The organism is Kineosporiaceae bacterium (assembly GCA_016713225.1).
Taxonomy (GTDB): domain Bacteria; phylum Actinomycetota; class Actinomycetes; order Actinomycetales; family Kineosporiaceae; genus JADJPO01.
In genome coordinates, this window is record JADJPO010000002.1 from 970,555 (window position 1) to 985,013 (window position 14,459).

Annotated in this window: 15 protein-coding genes and 1 riboswitch; of the genes, 9 read left to right on the forward strand and 6 right to left on the reverse strand. The window is 71.7% G+C overall.

The annotated features are described in order from the left end of the window. The first annotated feature begins 89 nt into the window (after positions 1 to 89). The 5 genes from tsaE (at position 90) to IPK24_10450 (ending at position 4,492) form a co-directional block, all read left to right on the forward strand. On the forward strand, positions 90 to 563 hold the full coding sequence (gene tsaE / locus IPK24_10430) for a tRNA (adenosine(37)-N6)-threonylcarbamoyltransferase complex ATPase subunit type 1 TsaE (protein ID MBK8075965.1): 474 nt from the start codon (positions 90 to 92) through the stop codon (positions 561 to 563). A gap of 2 nt (positions 564 to 565) precedes the next feature. Further along, complete coding sequence (gene tsaB, locus IPK24_10435; GenBank protein ID MBK8075966.1) at positions 566 to 1,309, forward strand: tRNA (adenosine(37)-N6)-threonylcarbamoyltransferase complex dimerization subunit type 1 TsaB; 744 nt, start codon at positions 566 to 568, stop codon at positions 1,307 to 1,309. Positions 1,310 to 1,374: 65 nt separating this feature from the next. Continuing rightward, the gene (rimI, locus tag IPK24_10440) at positions 1,375 to 1,830 is read left to right on the forward strand and encodes a ribosomal protein S18-alanine N-acetyltransferase (protein ID MBK8075967.1); all 456 of its coding nucleotides are present in this window, start codon (positions 1,375 to 1,377) and stop codon (positions 1,828 to 1,830) included. Further along, on the forward strand, positions 1,827 to 2,897 hold the full coding sequence (gene tsaD, locus IPK24_10445; GenBank protein ID MBK8075968.1) for a tRNA (adenosine(37)-N6)-threonylcarbamoyltransferase complex transferase subunit TsaD: 1,071 nt from the start codon (positions 1,827 to 1,829) through the stop codon (positions 2,895 to 2,897). The genes rimI and tsaD overlap by 4 nt, the downstream gene beginning before the upstream one ends. Next, positions 2,894 to 4,492, forward strand: coding sequence for a methyltransferase (locus IPK24_10450; GenBank protein MBK8075969.1), 1,599 nt, complete (start codon positions 2,894 to 2,896; stop codon positions 4,490 to 4,492). Before tsaD ends, IPK24_10450 begins: the two co-directional genes overlap by 4 nt. Before the next feature lie 28 nt (positions 4,493 to 4,520). Here the strand turns inward: IPK24_10450 and IPK24_10455 are convergent, their stop codons facing one another. The 4 genes from IPK24_10455 to IPK24_10470 form a co-directional block, all read right to left on the reverse strand. Beyond that, positions 4,521 to 4,955 (reverse strand): hypothetical protein, encoded by a 435-nt coding sequence (locus tag IPK24_10455; protein MBK8075970.1) that lies wholly within the window; start codon positions 4,953 to 4,955, stop codon positions 4,521 to 4,523. A 67-nt stretch (positions 4,956 to 5,022) separates the two neighbouring features. Continuing rightward, the gene (locus IPK24_10460) at positions 5,023 to 6,420 is read right to left on the reverse strand and encodes an aminotransferase class V-fold PLP-dependent enzyme (protein ID MBK8075971.1); all 1,398 of its coding nucleotides are present in this window, start codon (positions 6,418 to 6,420) and stop codon (positions 5,023 to 5,025) included. A gap of 36 nt (positions 6,421 to 6,456) precedes the next feature. Next, positions 6,457 to 6,570: riboswitch (SAM riboswitch) on the reverse strand. Positions 6,571 to 6,704: 134 nt separating this feature from the next. After that, entirely contained in the window at positions 6,705 to 7,451 is a 747-nt protein-coding gene (locus IPK24_10465; protein MBK8075972.1) for a hypothetical protein, read from the reverse strand. Positions 7,452 to 7,568: 117 nt separating this feature from the next. Continuing rightward, the gene (locus IPK24_10470; protein ID MBK8075973.1) at positions 7,569 to 8,093 is read right to left on the reverse strand and encodes a DinB family protein; all 525 of its coding nucleotides are present in this window, start codon (positions 8,091 to 8,093) and stop codon (positions 7,569 to 7,571) included. 50 nt (positions 8,094 to 8,143) lie between these two features. Between IPK24_10470 and IPK24_10475 the strand changes: the two genes are divergently transcribed. Next, positions 8,144 to 9,472: an aspartate aminotransferase family protein gene (locus IPK24_10475; GenBank protein ID MBK8075974.1), complete on the forward strand. Its 1,329-nt coding sequence runs from the start codon at positions 8,144 to 8,146 to the stop codon at positions 9,470 to 9,472. Positions 9,473 to 9,505: 33 nt separating this feature from the next. Here the strand turns inward: IPK24_10475 and trxA are convergent, their stop codons facing one another. Then, positions 9,506 to 9,931 (reverse strand): thioredoxin, encoded by a 426-nt coding sequence (gene trxA, locus IPK24_10480; GenBank protein MBK8075975.1) that lies wholly within the window; start codon positions 9,929 to 9,931, stop codon positions 9,506 to 9,508. Positions 9,932 to 9,955: 24 nt separating this feature from the next. On the opposite strand from trxA, the gene IPK24_10485 reads away from it, so the two are divergent. Further along, the gene (locus tag IPK24_10485) at positions 9,956 to 10,987 is read left to right on the forward strand and encodes a nucleoside hydrolase (protein MBK8075976.1); all 1,032 of its coding nucleotides are present in this window, start codon (positions 9,956 to 9,958) and stop codon (positions 10,985 to 10,987) included. On the opposite strand, the gene IPK24_10490 is transcribed toward IPK24_10485, so the two are convergent. After that, positions 10,971 to 12,170 carry an SAM-dependent methyltransferase gene (locus IPK24_10490; GenBank protein ID MBK8075977.1) on the reverse strand — a complete coding sequence of 400 codons (1,200 nt, stop codon included), beginning with the start codon at positions 12,168 to 12,170 and terminating at the stop codon, positions 10,971 to 10,973. The genes IPK24_10485 and IPK24_10490 overlap by 17 nt on opposite strands. A gap of 267 nt (positions 12,171 to 12,437) precedes the next feature. On the opposite strand from IPK24_10490, the gene groES reads away from it, so the two are divergent. After that, positions 12,438 to 12,737 carry a co-chaperone GroES gene (groES, locus tag IPK24_10495; protein MBK8075978.1) on the forward strand — a complete coding sequence of 100 codons (300 nt, stop codon included), beginning with the start codon at positions 12,438 to 12,440 and terminating at the stop codon, positions 12,735 to 12,737. Positions 12,738 to 12,836: 99 nt separating this feature from the next. Next, on the forward strand, positions 12,837 to 14,456 hold the full coding sequence (gene groL, locus IPK24_10500; protein ID MBK8075979.1) for a chaperonin GroEL: 1,620 nt from the start codon (positions 12,837 to 12,839) through the stop codon (positions 14,454 to 14,456). The last annotated feature ends 3 nt before the right edge of the window (positions 14,457 to 14,459 follow it).

Consider the following 14,459-nt stretch of genomic DNA (forward strand, 5'->3'; position numbering starts at 1 on the left):
GCGTGTCAGGAGCGCATCGTGCGGAGCAGGCCCAACGGGGAGCTGCACCGACCGCACGGGCCAATCTGGTGGTGCCGACCGCCGAGGCCATGCGGATCCTCGGCGCCCGGTTGGCGCTGCTGGTCCGCCCCGGCGACCTGGCCGTGCTCACCGGCGACCTGGGGGCGGGCAAGACCACGCTGACCCAGGGCATCGGCACCGGGCTCGGCGTGCGCGAGATGATCAGCAGCCCGACCTTCGTGATCGCCCGGGTGCACCCCTCGCTGGTCGGGGGCGCCGACCTGGTGCACGTGGACGCCTACCGTCTCGGCTCACTGGCCGAGGTCGACGAGCTCGACCTGGACGCCTCGCTGGACCGCTCGGTGACCGTGGTGGAGTGGGGTGAGGGCCTGGTCGAGGACTTGGCCCCGGACCGGCTCGAGGTGCTGATCCGCCGTCCTCGCGGCGATGCCGACGGCGCCGCCGACATGGCGCCGATGGACGGCGACGAGAACCGGTACGTGTCCATCTCCGGATACGGCGAGCGGTGGGAGGGCGTCAGCTTTCCCACCTCGGTCGGGTGAGCCTGCTCCTCGCCCTGGACACCTCCGGAGCCACCGTGACGGTGGCGCTCGCGCAGGGGGCGGACGACGCAGCGCCCGTCACCGTGATCGCCGAACAGCGGGTGGAGTTGGCGAGCCGCCATGCCGAGCGGCTGGCCCCGATGATCGCCGAGGTGCTCACCCAGGCCGACCGGGCGATCAGCGATGTGAGCGCGGTCGCGGTCGGCGTCGGGCCCGGACCGTTCACCGGGCTACGGGTCGGTCTGGTCACCGCCCGCGTGCTGGGCCACGTGCTGAGCGTTCCGGTGCTGGGGGTGTGCTCGCTGGATGCCCTGGCCGCCGAGTTGATCGAGACCGGTGCGGTCGAGCCGGGGACGACGTTCGTCGTGGCCACCGATGCCCGACGGCGCGAGGTGTACTGGGCCGAGTACCGATCCGGGTCCGGAGTTGGGGCCGGAGCTGGGACCGAGCCCGAGGCCGGCGTGATGCCCCAGCGGTTGAGCGGGCCTGCTGTCGACCGTCCGGCGGACCTGCTCGGCCGGATCTCGGATGCGGCAGGGCGGATGGCGGTGTTCGGACGCGGCGCCCAGCTCTACCCGGAGCTGCTGGGCGTGCCGCCCGAGGGTGCTGACCTGGACGTCGCCGCCGGGGCGGTGGCGCGCTGCGCCGCCGCGATGCGGGCCCGCAGTGAGGTGCTCGAGCCGGTGCCGATGTATCTGCGCCGTCCGGACGCCGTGGCCCCCGGCGTGCGCAAGCGGGTGCGGTGATGACGAGCTCGCACCCGACGTCGCAACCGAGGCCGCGACCGACGTCGCAACCGAGCGTGGAGTCGATGCTCGTGCCGCTGCGGTGGTGGCATCTCGAGGGCGCCGCCGCCCTCGAGACGGAGTTGTTCGGCGGCACCGCCTGGAGCGCCGAGACCTTCTGGTCGGAGTTGGCCCGCCCGCAGAGCCGTTGGTACGTCGCGGCTCTCGACGGGGATCAGGTGCTCGGCTACGCCGGATTGATGGTGACCGATCGCCAAGGCGACGTGCAGACCGTGGCGGTGGCGCCGTCCGCGCGAGGGCAGGGTCTGGGCGGTGCATTGCTGTCGGCGCTGCTGGCGGAGGCCGGCCGGCGCGGGGTCGGCTCGGTCATGCTCGAGGTCGAGGCATCCAATGTCGCCGCGATCGCCTTGTACACCCGGTTCGGGTTCGAGCAGATCTCGGTGCGTCGCGGCTACTACGCGCCCGAGGGTGGGGACGCCTGGGTGATGCGGCGGCGAGAGCCGTTGGGGGAGAAGCGATGAGCCTGGTCCTGGGCATCGAGACCTCGTGCGATGAGACCGGGGTCGGCCTGGTGCGGGACGGGGTGCTGCTGGTCGACGCGATCGCCAGCTCGGTGGACGAGCACGCCCGGTTCGGCGGCGTGGTGCCCGAGGTGGCCAGCCGGGCGCACCTCGAGGCGATGGTGCCGACCATCGAGCGGGCCTGTGCGCAGGCCGGGGTTCGCGTGTCCGACGTGGACGCCGTGGCGGTCACGTCGGGGCCGGGGCTGGTCGGAGCGCTCACCGTGGGCGTGGCCGCAGCCAAGGCGCTCGCGCTCGGGCTGGGTGTGCCGTTGTACGGGGTGAACCACCTGGCGGCGCACGTCGCGGTCGACACCCTCGAGCACGGCCCGCTGCCTCAACCGTCGATCGCCATGCTGGTTTCGGGAGGGCATTCCTCGCTGCTGCTGGTGCCCGATGTGACCGCCGAGATCATCCCGTTGGGACGCACCATCGACGACGCCGCCGGTGAGGCCTTCGACAAGATCGCCCGGTTGCTCGGGTTGCCGTTCCCCGGTGGGCCGCACATCGATCGCGTCGCGACCGCCGCCGTGGCCGAACGCGGTGAGGCGCTGCGTTCGGCGATCGCGTTCCCGCGGGGGTTGACCTCGGCACGCGATCAGGAACGACACCGCTACGACGTCTCGTTCTCCGGTCTGAAGACCGCGGTGGCCCGGTGGGTGGAGCATCGCGAGGACTCCGGTGAACCGGTGGACGTCGGTGCCGTCGCCGCCTCGTTCACCGAGGCCGTGGTCGACGTGCTCACCCGCAAGGCGCTGCTCGCCTGCCGCGAACAGGGCGTCGACACCCTGCTGATCGGGGGCGGGGTGGCGGCCAACTCGAGGCTGCGCTCGCTGGCCGAACAGCGCTGTGCCGATGCCGGGGTACGTCTACGGGTGCCCCGGCCGGGGCTGTGCACCGACAACGGCGCGATGGTGGCGGCACTCGGGTCGCTGATGGTCGCGGCCGGGCGGGCGCCGTCCGAGTTGGGGTTGGGGGTCGACTCCTCGATGCCCGTCACCACCGTGTCAGGAGCAGGGTCGGCATGAGCGCGCCGACCAGTGTCCCCATCGCCGACCCGGCGGGGATCTCTGCGCTGCGCGCCGATCTCGACTCGGCCGGGTACACCGTGGACGGCGCCCGTGACCTGTTGGGGCCGCTCGCCGCCGCCGCACTGGATCGCGAGCAGTCGCTGCCGGCGCGTCGCGTCGTGGCGCAGCGGGCGCGGGAGGCGCTGGGGGACACCGACTCCGCTCGGCTGAGATTGGCGCGCTTGATCGGGCTGTTCACCCTCGGGGTACCGCTCGACGGGCCGGCCCTGGACGCCGCGTTACCCCGGTTGGGCGCCGTCGGCGCGGTGCGGCTGGGCCTGGTGCGCCCCACGCGGGGTGCAGCGCAGTTCGTTGCCGCGGTCGACCTGCGGCCCTACGGCGACGAGACGCATGCGTGGTGGCTGGCCTCGGACTGTTCGGAGTTGGCCACCGGTGCGCCGGTGGCCCCTGATCACGTGCTGGGGATCGGCGGCGCCTCGGCGACGCTCGCCTCCTGGACGCCGCGGCGTCCGGTCTCGCGTGCCCTCGACCTGGGCACCGGGTGTGGGGTACAGGCGCTGCACCTGGCCACCCACGCGGCCTCGGTGACCGCCACCGATCTGTCGAACCGGGCCGTGGCGTTCGCCGGGTTCAATGCCGCGCTCAACCGGCAGGACTGGCGGTTGCTGACCGGGTCGATGCTGGAGCCCGTTGCCGGGCAACGCTTCGACCTGGTGGTGAGCAATCCGCCGTTCGTCATCACGCCCCGCACCGCCGACCTGGTGCAGTACACCTACCGGGACGGCGGTCGAGTGGGGGACGGCATCGTCGCGGAGCTGATCGGGGCTGCGGGGTCTGGAGTCTCGGGAGTCGCCGACGTGCTCCAGCCCGGTGGGGTGGCGCAGTTCCTGGCCAACTGGGAGGTCGGTGCGGGCGCCGACTGGCGTGACCGGGTGCGTGCCTGGGTCGAGCCCACCGGCCTGGATGCCTGGGTGGTGCAGCGCGAGCTGACCGACCCGGCGCAGTACGCCGAGCTGTGGGCGCGCGACGGCGGACATGTCGCCGGCAGCGCCGAGTCCGGGGCGGCGTTCGAGGCGATGTACGCGGCCTGGCTCGACGATTTCGAGGCCCGCGAGGTGGCGGCGATCGGCTTCGGGGTGATCACCCTGCAACGCCCCGAGCGGGCGCGTCCTGCGTTCGTCGACCTGGTCGAGGTGCTCGGCCCGGTGGCGCCCGTGATGGGGACGGTGGTGGACGCCGGGCTGGCCGCGCGCACCTGGCTCGCCGAGCATGATGACGCCGACCTGCTCGCCCGCCACTGGCAAGTGGCGCCGGACGTCACCCAGGAACACCACTACCGCCCCGGGGAGGCCGATCCCGCCGTCATCTTGGTGCGGCAGGGCGGCGGGCTCGGTCTGGCCCACCGAGTCGACACCGTGGCCGCCGCCTACGTGAGTGTGGCGGACGGCGAGTTGAGTGCCGATCAGGCCGCCGTGGCGATCGCCGCTCTGCTGGACGCCGACACCGAGGCAGTGCGGGCACAGGTGGCCGGCACCGTACGGACGCTGGTGCGCGACGGCCTGCTGACGATCGGCGATGCCGCCGCCTCGTGAGTCCCGCCCGGCGGGGGTACGAGGTGGATCAGGCGGTGGTGACGGTCCCGTCACGCAACCACTGCTCGTGCGGTGCCGCGAGCAGGGTGTCCCAGCGTCCTTCCTGCAGGGGGGTCAGCACGCCGTCGGAGAGCAGCGGCTCCTCCCACCAGATGCTGTAGCGCGAGACGAACCCGAACCTGACCGGCAGCTGCCGGGCCAGGGTGGTCAGCAGTCGCTCGGTCCAGGCCAGGGTGCGCTCGGGGTGCTCGGCCAACTCCCGGGAGGAGAAGGTGGCGGTCAACACGTCGACCCCCAGCCGGTGCCGCTGCAGGAACAGGGTGCCGTCCGAGACCGGTATCAGGTCCCACCAGCCGCCCTCGTGGTGCTGCCCGGCGACGATCCCCGGCAGCAGGTCCGCCACCCGTGCCGGGTCGACACAGCCCGGGTCCAGCACCACCACGACAGCGTTCGGCATGCTCACAACCCATAGTCTGCCGCCGGGCGAGCTGGATGCCGATGGGGCACTGTCGGTGCGATCGATGCGCGGCTCACCAGGGGCGGACCGCGGCGTCCTCGAGGTGGGTGTCGACCGGCGTGGTCCAGGTGCCGGCGCGTCCCCGGCCCGCGATGGTGCCGATGGCCGCGATCAGGCGCTCGACGTGCTCGTCCGTGGTGGCCAGGCCGACGCTGGCCCGCACCGCGGTGTCGTGGCCGGTACCGGCCAACAGGTGGTCGACCAACAGGTGCGCGCAGAACTTGCCGTCGCGGACGCCGATGCCGTACTCGAACGACACGGCTGCGGAGATGTCGGACGACGCCACACCATCCACGGTGAAGGCCACCACGCCGACCCGGTCGATGGCGCCGGCACTCGCGGCCTCGTCGCCGAAGATCGAGTAGGTGTGCACGCCCTGGATCGCGGCCAGGCCGTCGCGCAGCCGCTGGGCCAACCGCTCCTCGTGGGCCTGCACGGCGGCCCAGCTGCGGCGCAGCGCCGAGCACGCCGCGGCGAGGGCGATGGCGCCGATGACGTTGGGGCTGCCGCCCTCGTGGCGGGCCGCGCCGGCCGCCCAGGTCGCGGCAGGGACGGCGGTCGGGTTCTCGTCCGAGGTGACCCGGGCCGTGGCGCCGCCACCGATCAGGTAGGGCGCGGCGTCGTCCAGCCAGTCCGAGCGGCCGGCGAGCACCCCGGTGCCGAACGGCGCGTACAGCTTGTGGCCGGAGAAGGCGAGGTAGTCGATGCCGCTGGAGGCGAGGTCGATCGGGCGGTGCGGCGCGAACTGCGCGGCGTCCACGGCGAGCCGGGCGCCGTGCCGGGCCGTGATCTCGGCGATCCGATCGATGGGCCAGATCTCGCCGGTGACGTTGGAGGCGGCGGTGATCACGACCAGACAGTGGCGGTTGGTGACCGCGGCCACCGTGGCCTCGAGGCGCCCCAGGGCCTCGGGCAGGCTGGTCGGCACCGGCAGGGTGATGGTGCGCTCGGCGCCCCAGGGCAGCAGGGTCGAGTGGTGCTCGGTGGCGAAGACCACCACGGTGGTGTCCTGCGGCAGGACGTGGGCCAGGACCGACCACGAGTCGGTGGTCGACCGGGTGAACACCACGGTGTCATCGGGGCGGGCACCGAGGAACGCGGCCACCTCGGTGCGGGCCTCTTCGTACCAGCGGCTGGTCACCCGGCTGGCGTAGCCGTTGCCGCGATGCACCGAGGAGTAGGTGGCCAGGGCGCGGTCGACGGCGGTCTTGACGCCGACCAGGGCCGGGGTGGACGCCGCGTGGTCGAGGTTGGCGTACTGCGCGACGCCGCCGTCGAACGGGATCAGCAGGTGGTCAGCCAGCGTGGCCGGGATGGCCTCGTGGCGCGCCGGGGGGCCAACGGGGGGACGGGGCGCGGCGGGCGTGGCCGAGCGGAGGGCGGTGCGGGCGACGGTGGAGATGAGCGGCATGACAGCTCCTCGGGTCGGGACCCGAGGCGGTGCCGGGGTCCGCGCTTGCCCGCACCCGTGTGGTGCGGACCTGGTCGTCACCCGGAGCACCCCACCGCGGAGGAGGGTTGCCGGCCAGCGAGCCGGGGCTTGGTGCTGGCACTCATGACCTGACGACGAGGTTACGCAGGGCGCGGCGGCGGCGTCCAGGGTCCGATCGGGTACATCTCGCGATGTGAGACGTGCCCCGCGGATCCCGCCTTGGGGTGATCCGGCCGAGCTCGGGCGGCGCGGTGACCGGCTGATCAGCCGCGAAGGTCGTCGAGGGAGGCGGCCCCCAGAGCCACCTCGACGGCGTGAGGACCTTCGCGGGTGTGCAGTGCTCGCGCGATGTCGACGATGCGTGGATCCGGCCCGAACCGGCTCGACAGCACGGCCGCCAGGGTGCTGATCTCACCCTCGACGCGACCCTCGACGCGACCCTCGACGCGGGCTCGGACGGCGGCACGCTGCGCGATGATCTCGCCGGCCACGGTTCCCTCGAGACTGATGGGCATTCCGGCCTCCCTTCGGGCAGTTTCGATGGTAGCCGCGTCCAGTCTGATCGCGGCCAGCACGATCGCCACACTGGCCAGATCGATCGTGCGATGTGGCGGTGCGTGATCTCGGATCACCTCGAGCGCCCGGCGGAGCAGCTGAGCCCGATGGGCGCGGTCGGGTGCCTGGGCCAGGCTGGCCAGCGGCGCCAGGGCCGGTGTACCCAGGAAACCGATCGGGTCGCAGTCGCGCAGGTAGATGACGTGGATCCGTGACCGGTAGTCGAGCATCCGTAGCGGTAGGTCCGGCGTGACCCGTCGCACGAACTCCACGTGGGTCAGCGCGCCGGAGGCGGTCACCAACAGGTCGGCGTAGCGCGTGACCGCTGGCAGGGCCTCGCTCACCCGGACGCTCTCCTCGGCCGCCTCGATGCCGAGCCATCGACACACAGCCACCAGCTCGACGGCGGCAAGTTGACGCAGCGCGTTGTCGTAGATCGGTCCGGGCCCGTTCACGTCGCTCACGCTAGGCGGCCCTCGGTCACCGTGGTCCGGTTGTCCACAGGAGGACGACCGCGACGAGTCGTCCACACCTGCCGGCTCGCGACGACGACGCCGACGCGTGGTCGTGGGTCAGTCGCCGGTGGCGCCGTCGATGGACTCGCGCAGCAGGTCGGCGTGCCCGGCGTGGCGGGCGTACTCCTCGATCAGGTGGATCAGGACCCATCGCAGGCTGGTCCGGTCACCGCGGTAGCTGTCCCGCTGGATGAGCTGGTCGAGGCCGCCGGGCAGAGCGGCGTCCAGGATCGCCTCCGAATCGGCGACGGCGGCGTCGAACAGGGCGAACAGCTCCTGCGGGGAGTCGTCCGCCGCAGAATGGAACTCCCAGTCCCGATCGGAGGCCCAGTCCACGCTGCGCCAGGGCTCGGTGAACTCGCCACCGATCAGCTTGTGCCGGAACCAGCCCTGCTCGACCACGGCCAGGTGCTTGAGCAGCCCGCCCAGGGTCAGCTCCGACGGCCCGAGCCGCATCGCCAGTTGGGCGCCGTCCAGTCCCTCGGCCTTGAGCCGCACCGTCGCGCGGTAGTAGTTCAGGAAGCTGCGCAGGAGCGTGATCTCGTCCCCGGTCGGCGGGGTGTCGATGCGCTGGGTCGTCATGGCATGCCAGGCTAGCGCGGCGGGGTCGGGCGGTCGTCGAGGAGAAGATCATGGGTGTCGCAACGGGTTCGGGTGACCCCCGAGAGCAGTACCTGATCCGGTATGCCGGGTCGTTCGCACCGTTCGTGGTGGAGCGGGCCGAGGGCTCCTGGGTGATCACCACCGACGGACGGCGGGTGCTCGACTTCACCTCCGGCCAGATCAGTTCCACCCTCGGGCACAACCACCCCCGGGTGATCGAGGCCATCGAACGCTCGCTGCGTGGGGCGATCCACCTCAACTCCTGGATGCTGCACGAGGACGTGCTCGAGCTCGCCCGGCGCCTGGCCGAACTGCTGCCCGATCCACTGGATCGCACCATCGTGCTCAGTACCGGTTCGGAGACCAACGAGTTCGCGTTGCGCATGGCCAAGGTGTTCACCGGTGGGTTCGAGGTCGTCGGCCTGACCCGCAGCTTCCACGGGCTGCTCGCCGGCACCAACTCGGTGACGTTCTCGATGGGGCACAAGGGAAACGGCCCGCTGATGCCCGGCTCGTACGCCATCCCGGCGCCCTACTGCTACCGCTGCCCGCTGGCGATGCAGCGGGACACCTGTGAACTGGCCTGCCTGCGACTGGGTTTCGAGATGGTCGATGCCCAGACCGTCGGCTCGCCGGCGGCGATGATCGTCGAGCCGGTGTTGTCCACCGGTGGGGTGATCCCGCTGCCCGAGGGATATCTGGCGCAGGCGAAGACCGAGTGCGAGCGGCGGGGCATGACGCTGATCGTCGACGAGGCACAGACCGGCCTGGGCCGCACCGGCGCCTTGTTCGCCTCGATCGCGGACGGTGTGGTGCCCGACTTCCTGACCATGTCCAAGACCTTGGGCGGCGGCGTCCCGGTCGGCGCCACGGTGACCTCGGCGGCGATCGAGCAGGCCTGTGTGGACGCCGGCATGCTGCACATCACCACCCACGTCAACGACCCGATGCTGGCCACGGTCGGCCTGGCCGTGCTGGATGCGCTCGAGGAGGACGACCTCGCCGCGCGGGCGCAGACCATGGGGACCTACCTGATGGACTCGTTGTGGGCGTTGGCGAAACGGCACGAGCAGGTCGGCGACGTCCGGGGCCGGGGGTTGCTGGTGGGGCTGGAACTGGTCACCGACCGCGACTCGAAGGCGCCCGCCAATGCGCTCGGTGCCGCGGTCACCGAGGAGTGTCTGCGCCGCGGCCTCTCGATGAACATCGTCAAGGGCGACGGGTCGCAGACCAACTGCTTCCGCATGGCGCCGCCGCTGACCGTCACCCACGAGGAGATCGACATCGCCGTCGGCATCATCGACGAGTCGCTCACCGCGTGCCTGGCCAGGGGGAGTTCCGCGGGTAGCGCGGGGTAGCTCGGGTAGACGGTCTGCGGAGCAGCCGTCACCTCACCCGGCGAGGAGCGCGTCGATCCGCTGGGCCAGAACGGGTTCCGGCTGGGCTCCGACGATGCGTCCCACGGTGACGCCGTCCCGCACGAACGCCAGCGTCGGAATGCTGCGGGCGTCGAAGCGGGCCGAGGCCTGCGGGTTGTCGTCCACGTTGACCTTGACCACCTTGACCGTGCCGGCGTAACGGACGGCGATCCGCTCCAGCACTGGCGCGACCAGTCGGCAGGGGCCGCACCATGGCGCCCACAGATCGACCAACACCAGCCGGCCGGTGTCCAGCGCGGCGGCCAGGTCGGCGTCCCCGGCATCGACGAGCCAGGGCAGGTCGGTGTGGCAGGAGGCGCAACGAGGTCGACCGGACGAGGCGACCGGGACTCGGTTCTTGGTACCGCAGTTCGGACACGGAGTGACGCGAGAAGCCATGGTCGAAACCTAGACTCGCCGGTCATGACAACGGAAGCGGCCGCGGGTGGCGCAGGCTCGATCCCGATCGTGCTGGACGTCGACACCGGGGTGGACGACGCCTGCGCCCTGCTGCTCGCGGCCCGCCACCCGGGGCTGGACCTGCGCGCGGTGACCTGTGTCGCCGGCAACGCCGACGTCGACCAGGTGGTGGCGAACACCCTCACGGTGCTCGACGTCGCCGGTCGGCCGGACGTGCCGGTGGCGCGCGGCGCGGACCGGCCGATGCTCGAGCCGGCCCGTCCCGCCCGCCACGTGCACGGCGAGGACGGCATGGGTGACCTGGAGCCGGCGGGCTGGGCGGTCTCGACCCGCCGTCCGGACCCGCGTCACGCCGTCGAGCTGTTACGCGACGTGCTGGACGCCGCGGCTACCGCCGGTGAGCGGGTGACGTTGGTGCCCTTGGCCCCGATGACCAACATTGCGCTGCTGCTGCGGACCTACCCCCACGTCGCCCGGGGTCTGCGTCGGATCGTGTTCATGGGTGGTGCCGCCTTGGTCGGCAATGCCACGGCCGCCGCGGAGTTCAACGTCTGGCACGACCCGGAGTCGGCCGCGATCGTGCTGGACGCCGCGACGTCCCTGGGGATCGAGGTCACCATGTACGGCCTCGACGTGTTCTACGACGTGCGGGTGAGCCGTTCGCAGGCAACGAATCTCATGGCTGCGCCGGGGGTGACGTCCCGTCTGGCGGGCGCGCTGATCGACTTCCAGTGCCGTCGGTTCGGTGAGGACGACGCCACCATCGGCGACGCGGGTGCGGTGTGCGCGGTGGCCGATCCGGCGGGCCTGGCCACTCGGCGGCTGCCGGTGCGCATCGAACTGGCCGGCTCGTGGACCCGTGGACAGACGGTCGTCGACCAACGCGAGACCGGGCTCGACCACGCCCACGATCCGCACGGCCTCGCCCCGGCCGTGATCGACGTGGCGCTCGGGGTGGACGCGGCCCGCTACGCCCGGCTCTGGCTCGAGGTCGTCGAGGCACCGAGCGACCCGGGTCTCAGAGCACCGGCCTGACCGCGATCACGCTCTGTCGCCCGGCCACCCGGGTGAGCACGATGGTGGCGTCGGCCTCGCCCCAGCTGGTCGACAGGCGCAGCTGCTTGCGCAACTGCTCGGGCTGCACCGCCGTCCCGCGCTTCTTGATCGTCAGTCGGCCCACGCCACGGTCACGCAACCAGCTGCGCAGCGTCTTGAGCTGAAAGCCGAAGACATCCTGGACGGCGTACGCGCGGGCGAGCGGGGTCCGCACCAGGGCCTCGCCGGTGACGTAGGCGATGGTGGGGTCGACCAGGTGACCGCCGACGGCGGCGGCGACCTGGCCCACGAGCCCGGCGCGGATCACGGCGCCGTCCGGCTCGTACAGGTACGCCGCCACCGGCCCGACCGTGGCTGCCGGCATGCCGGCGTCGCTGACCTCCGCCGGCGGGCTCTCGTCGCCCTCGGCGGGTAGCACCAGGGCCGAGCGCCGGACGCCGTCGCGCGCCGTGAGCCCGAACCACAGCCCCGCCTCGACCACGTCGCCCCCCACCGAGATCCACTGCGCCTCGGCCCCTGCGGGGACCAGGTGGTGGGGGATACCCGGGGCGGTCTTCAGGCCCACCGCCGGCAGCCGCTGGGCCAGGTCGAGCACGAACGACAGCGGTGGTGACCCGAGGCGCGGGTCGAGCAGGCGCTTGCCGGTCTCGTTGCGTCGTGCCGGGTCGACGAAGGCGCCACCGAATCCGGCCAGGTCGACGGTGGTGGCGTCGGCACAACGCACCGACGCCTCGGGCCAGTGCCGCAGGTTCATGGTGGCGACGGCGGCGGTCACCTCGTCCCGTTCGACCGCCAGCACCTCGCGATCGAAGGTCGCCAGCGCCATGGAGTCCGCCCCGATGCCACACCCCAGGTCGGCCACCCGGTCGATGCCGGCCGAGACGAAGCGCTGGGCGTGCCGGGCGGCCACGGAGAACCGCGTGGCCTGTTCGAGCCCGGTGACGGTGAACAGCATGCCGTCGGCGAACGGGCCGAACTTGGCCCGTGCCGCCGACCGCAGCCGGGACTGGGTCAGCGCAGCGGCCACCAGGGCGGGATCGTGGCCGGCGGCGCGCAACTGCTCACCCAGGCCCAGGGCGTCGTCCTCGCGGTAGGGCGGCAGCGACTCCAGCAAGGCCCAGCCCTGCTCGGTCAGCAGTCCGGAGATTCCCGCCAGGTCCACCGGACGATCCTCGCATGTCACCCGTGTGGGCGCGCCGGCGGCCGCGAACGGCACCGGCGCGGGTCGTCCCCAGATCACGACCGGACCACGAAACTGGCACTCGGTTTGACCGAGTGCTAATCGACGTCCTAGATTCGTGGTTGGCACTCTCGGTGTGAGTGTGCCAACGCTGGGAGGGTCCGACCGGCACCCGCGACGACGGTTCGTCAACCCACCCGGCACAGTCCAACAGCCGCCCATCGACATTCCCGAAGGGGAGGTCCGCAAGTGTCGGTCTCCATCAAGCCTCTCGAGGACCGCATCGTCGTGAAGCCTCTCGAGGCCGAGCAGACCACTGCGTCCGGATTGGTCATCCCGGACACCGCGAAGGAGAAGCCCCAGGAGGGCGAGGTCCTCGCTGTGGGTCCGGGCCGGTTCGACGACGAGGGTGCCAAGCGCATCCCGCTCGACGTGAAGGTCGGCGACACCGTCCTCTACAGCAAGTACGGGGGCACCGAGGTCAAGTACAGCGGTCAGGAATACCTGATCCTGTCGGCCCGCGACGTGCTCGCGATCATCGAGAAGTAACGACCCACCCACCCGCGAAGTGACCTCCGCCCCGACCGGCCGGCATCAGCCGATCGGCCGGGGCGGTCGTCCGTGGTCGCTATTGGAAGGACGCACTGCATGGCCAAGACCCTGGAGTTCGACGACTCCGCCCGCCGATCGCTGGAGCGGGGTGTGGACGCCCTGGCGAACGCCGTCAAGGTGACCCTCGGCCCGCGTGGGCGCAACGTCGTGATCGACAAGAAGTGGGGCGCTCCCACCATCACCAACGACGGCGTGACCATCGCCAAGGAGATCGAGCTCGAGGACCCGTACGAGAACCTCGGGGCACAGCTGGCGAAGGAGGTCGCGACCAAGACCAACGACGTCGCCGGTGACGGCACCACCACCGCGACCGTGCTCGCCCAGGCCATGGTCAAGGAGGGGCTGCGCAACGTCACCGCCGGCGCCGGACCTGCCGCGCTCAAGCGGGGCATGGACGCCGCGGTCGTGGCCATCAACGACCGTCTCCTCGAGATGGCTCGTGAGGTCGAGGGCAAGGAGGAGATCGCCCAGGTGGCGACCATCTCTGCCCAGGACCCGGCCATCGGCGACCTGATCGCCGACGCCTTCGACAAGGTCGGCAAGGACGGCGTGATCACGGTCGAGGAGTCCTCGACCACCGCCCTCGAGCTCGAGTTCACCGAGGGGATGCAGTTCGACAAGGGCTACATCTCGCCCTACTTCGTGACCGACCCCGAGCGCATGGAGGCCGTCCTCGAGGACGCCTACGTGCTGGTGCACCAGAACAAGATCTCGGCGATCAGCGAGCTGCTGCCGGTTCTCGAGAAGGTGCTCCAGGCATCCAAGCCGCTGTTCATCGTGGCCGAGGACATCGACGGCGAGGCACTGTCGACCCTGGTGGTCAACAAGATCCGTGGCACCTTCACCGCCCTGGCGGTCAAGGCCCCCGGGTTCGGTGACCGCCGCAAGGCGATGCTGCAGGACCTGGCCACCCTCACCGGCGCCCAGGTGGTCTCGCCCGACGTCGGCCTCAAGCTCGACCAGGTCGGCCTCGAAGTGCTGGGCACTGCGCGGCGCATCGTGGTCACCAAGGACAACACCACGGTGATCGACGGCGCCGGCCCGCGGGCGGACGTCGAGGCCCGGGTGCAGCAGATCAAGGCCGAGATCGAGCGCACCGACTCGGACTGGGACCGCGAGAAGCTGCAGGAGCGGCTGGCCAAGCTGGCCGGCGGGGTCTGCGTCATCAAGGTCGGCGCGCACACCGAGGTCGAGCTCAAGGAGAAGAAGCACCGCATCGAGGACGCGGTCTCGGCCACTCGCGCCGCGATCGAAGAGGGCATCGTCGCCGGGGGCGGTACCGCCCTGGTGCACGCCGCGTCCGCGGTGGACAACCTGGGTCTGACCGGTGACGAGGCCACCGGCGCGGCGATCGTGCGCAAGAGCGTCGTCGAGCCGCTGCGCTGGATCGCCGAGAACGCCGGCCAGGAGGGCTACGTGGTGGTCGAGAAGGTGCGCGACCTGCCCATCGGCCAGGGCCTGGACGCCGCGACCGGTGAGTACACCGATCTGATCGCCCGGGGCGTCATCGACCCGGTCAAGGTGACCCGGTCGGCGTTGCGCAACGCCGAGTCGATCGCGTCGATGGTGTTGACCACCGACACCCTCGTGGTGGAGAAGAAGGAACTGGAGCCGGCCGCCCCCGCTGCGGGGCACGGCCACGGTCACGGCCACTGAGGT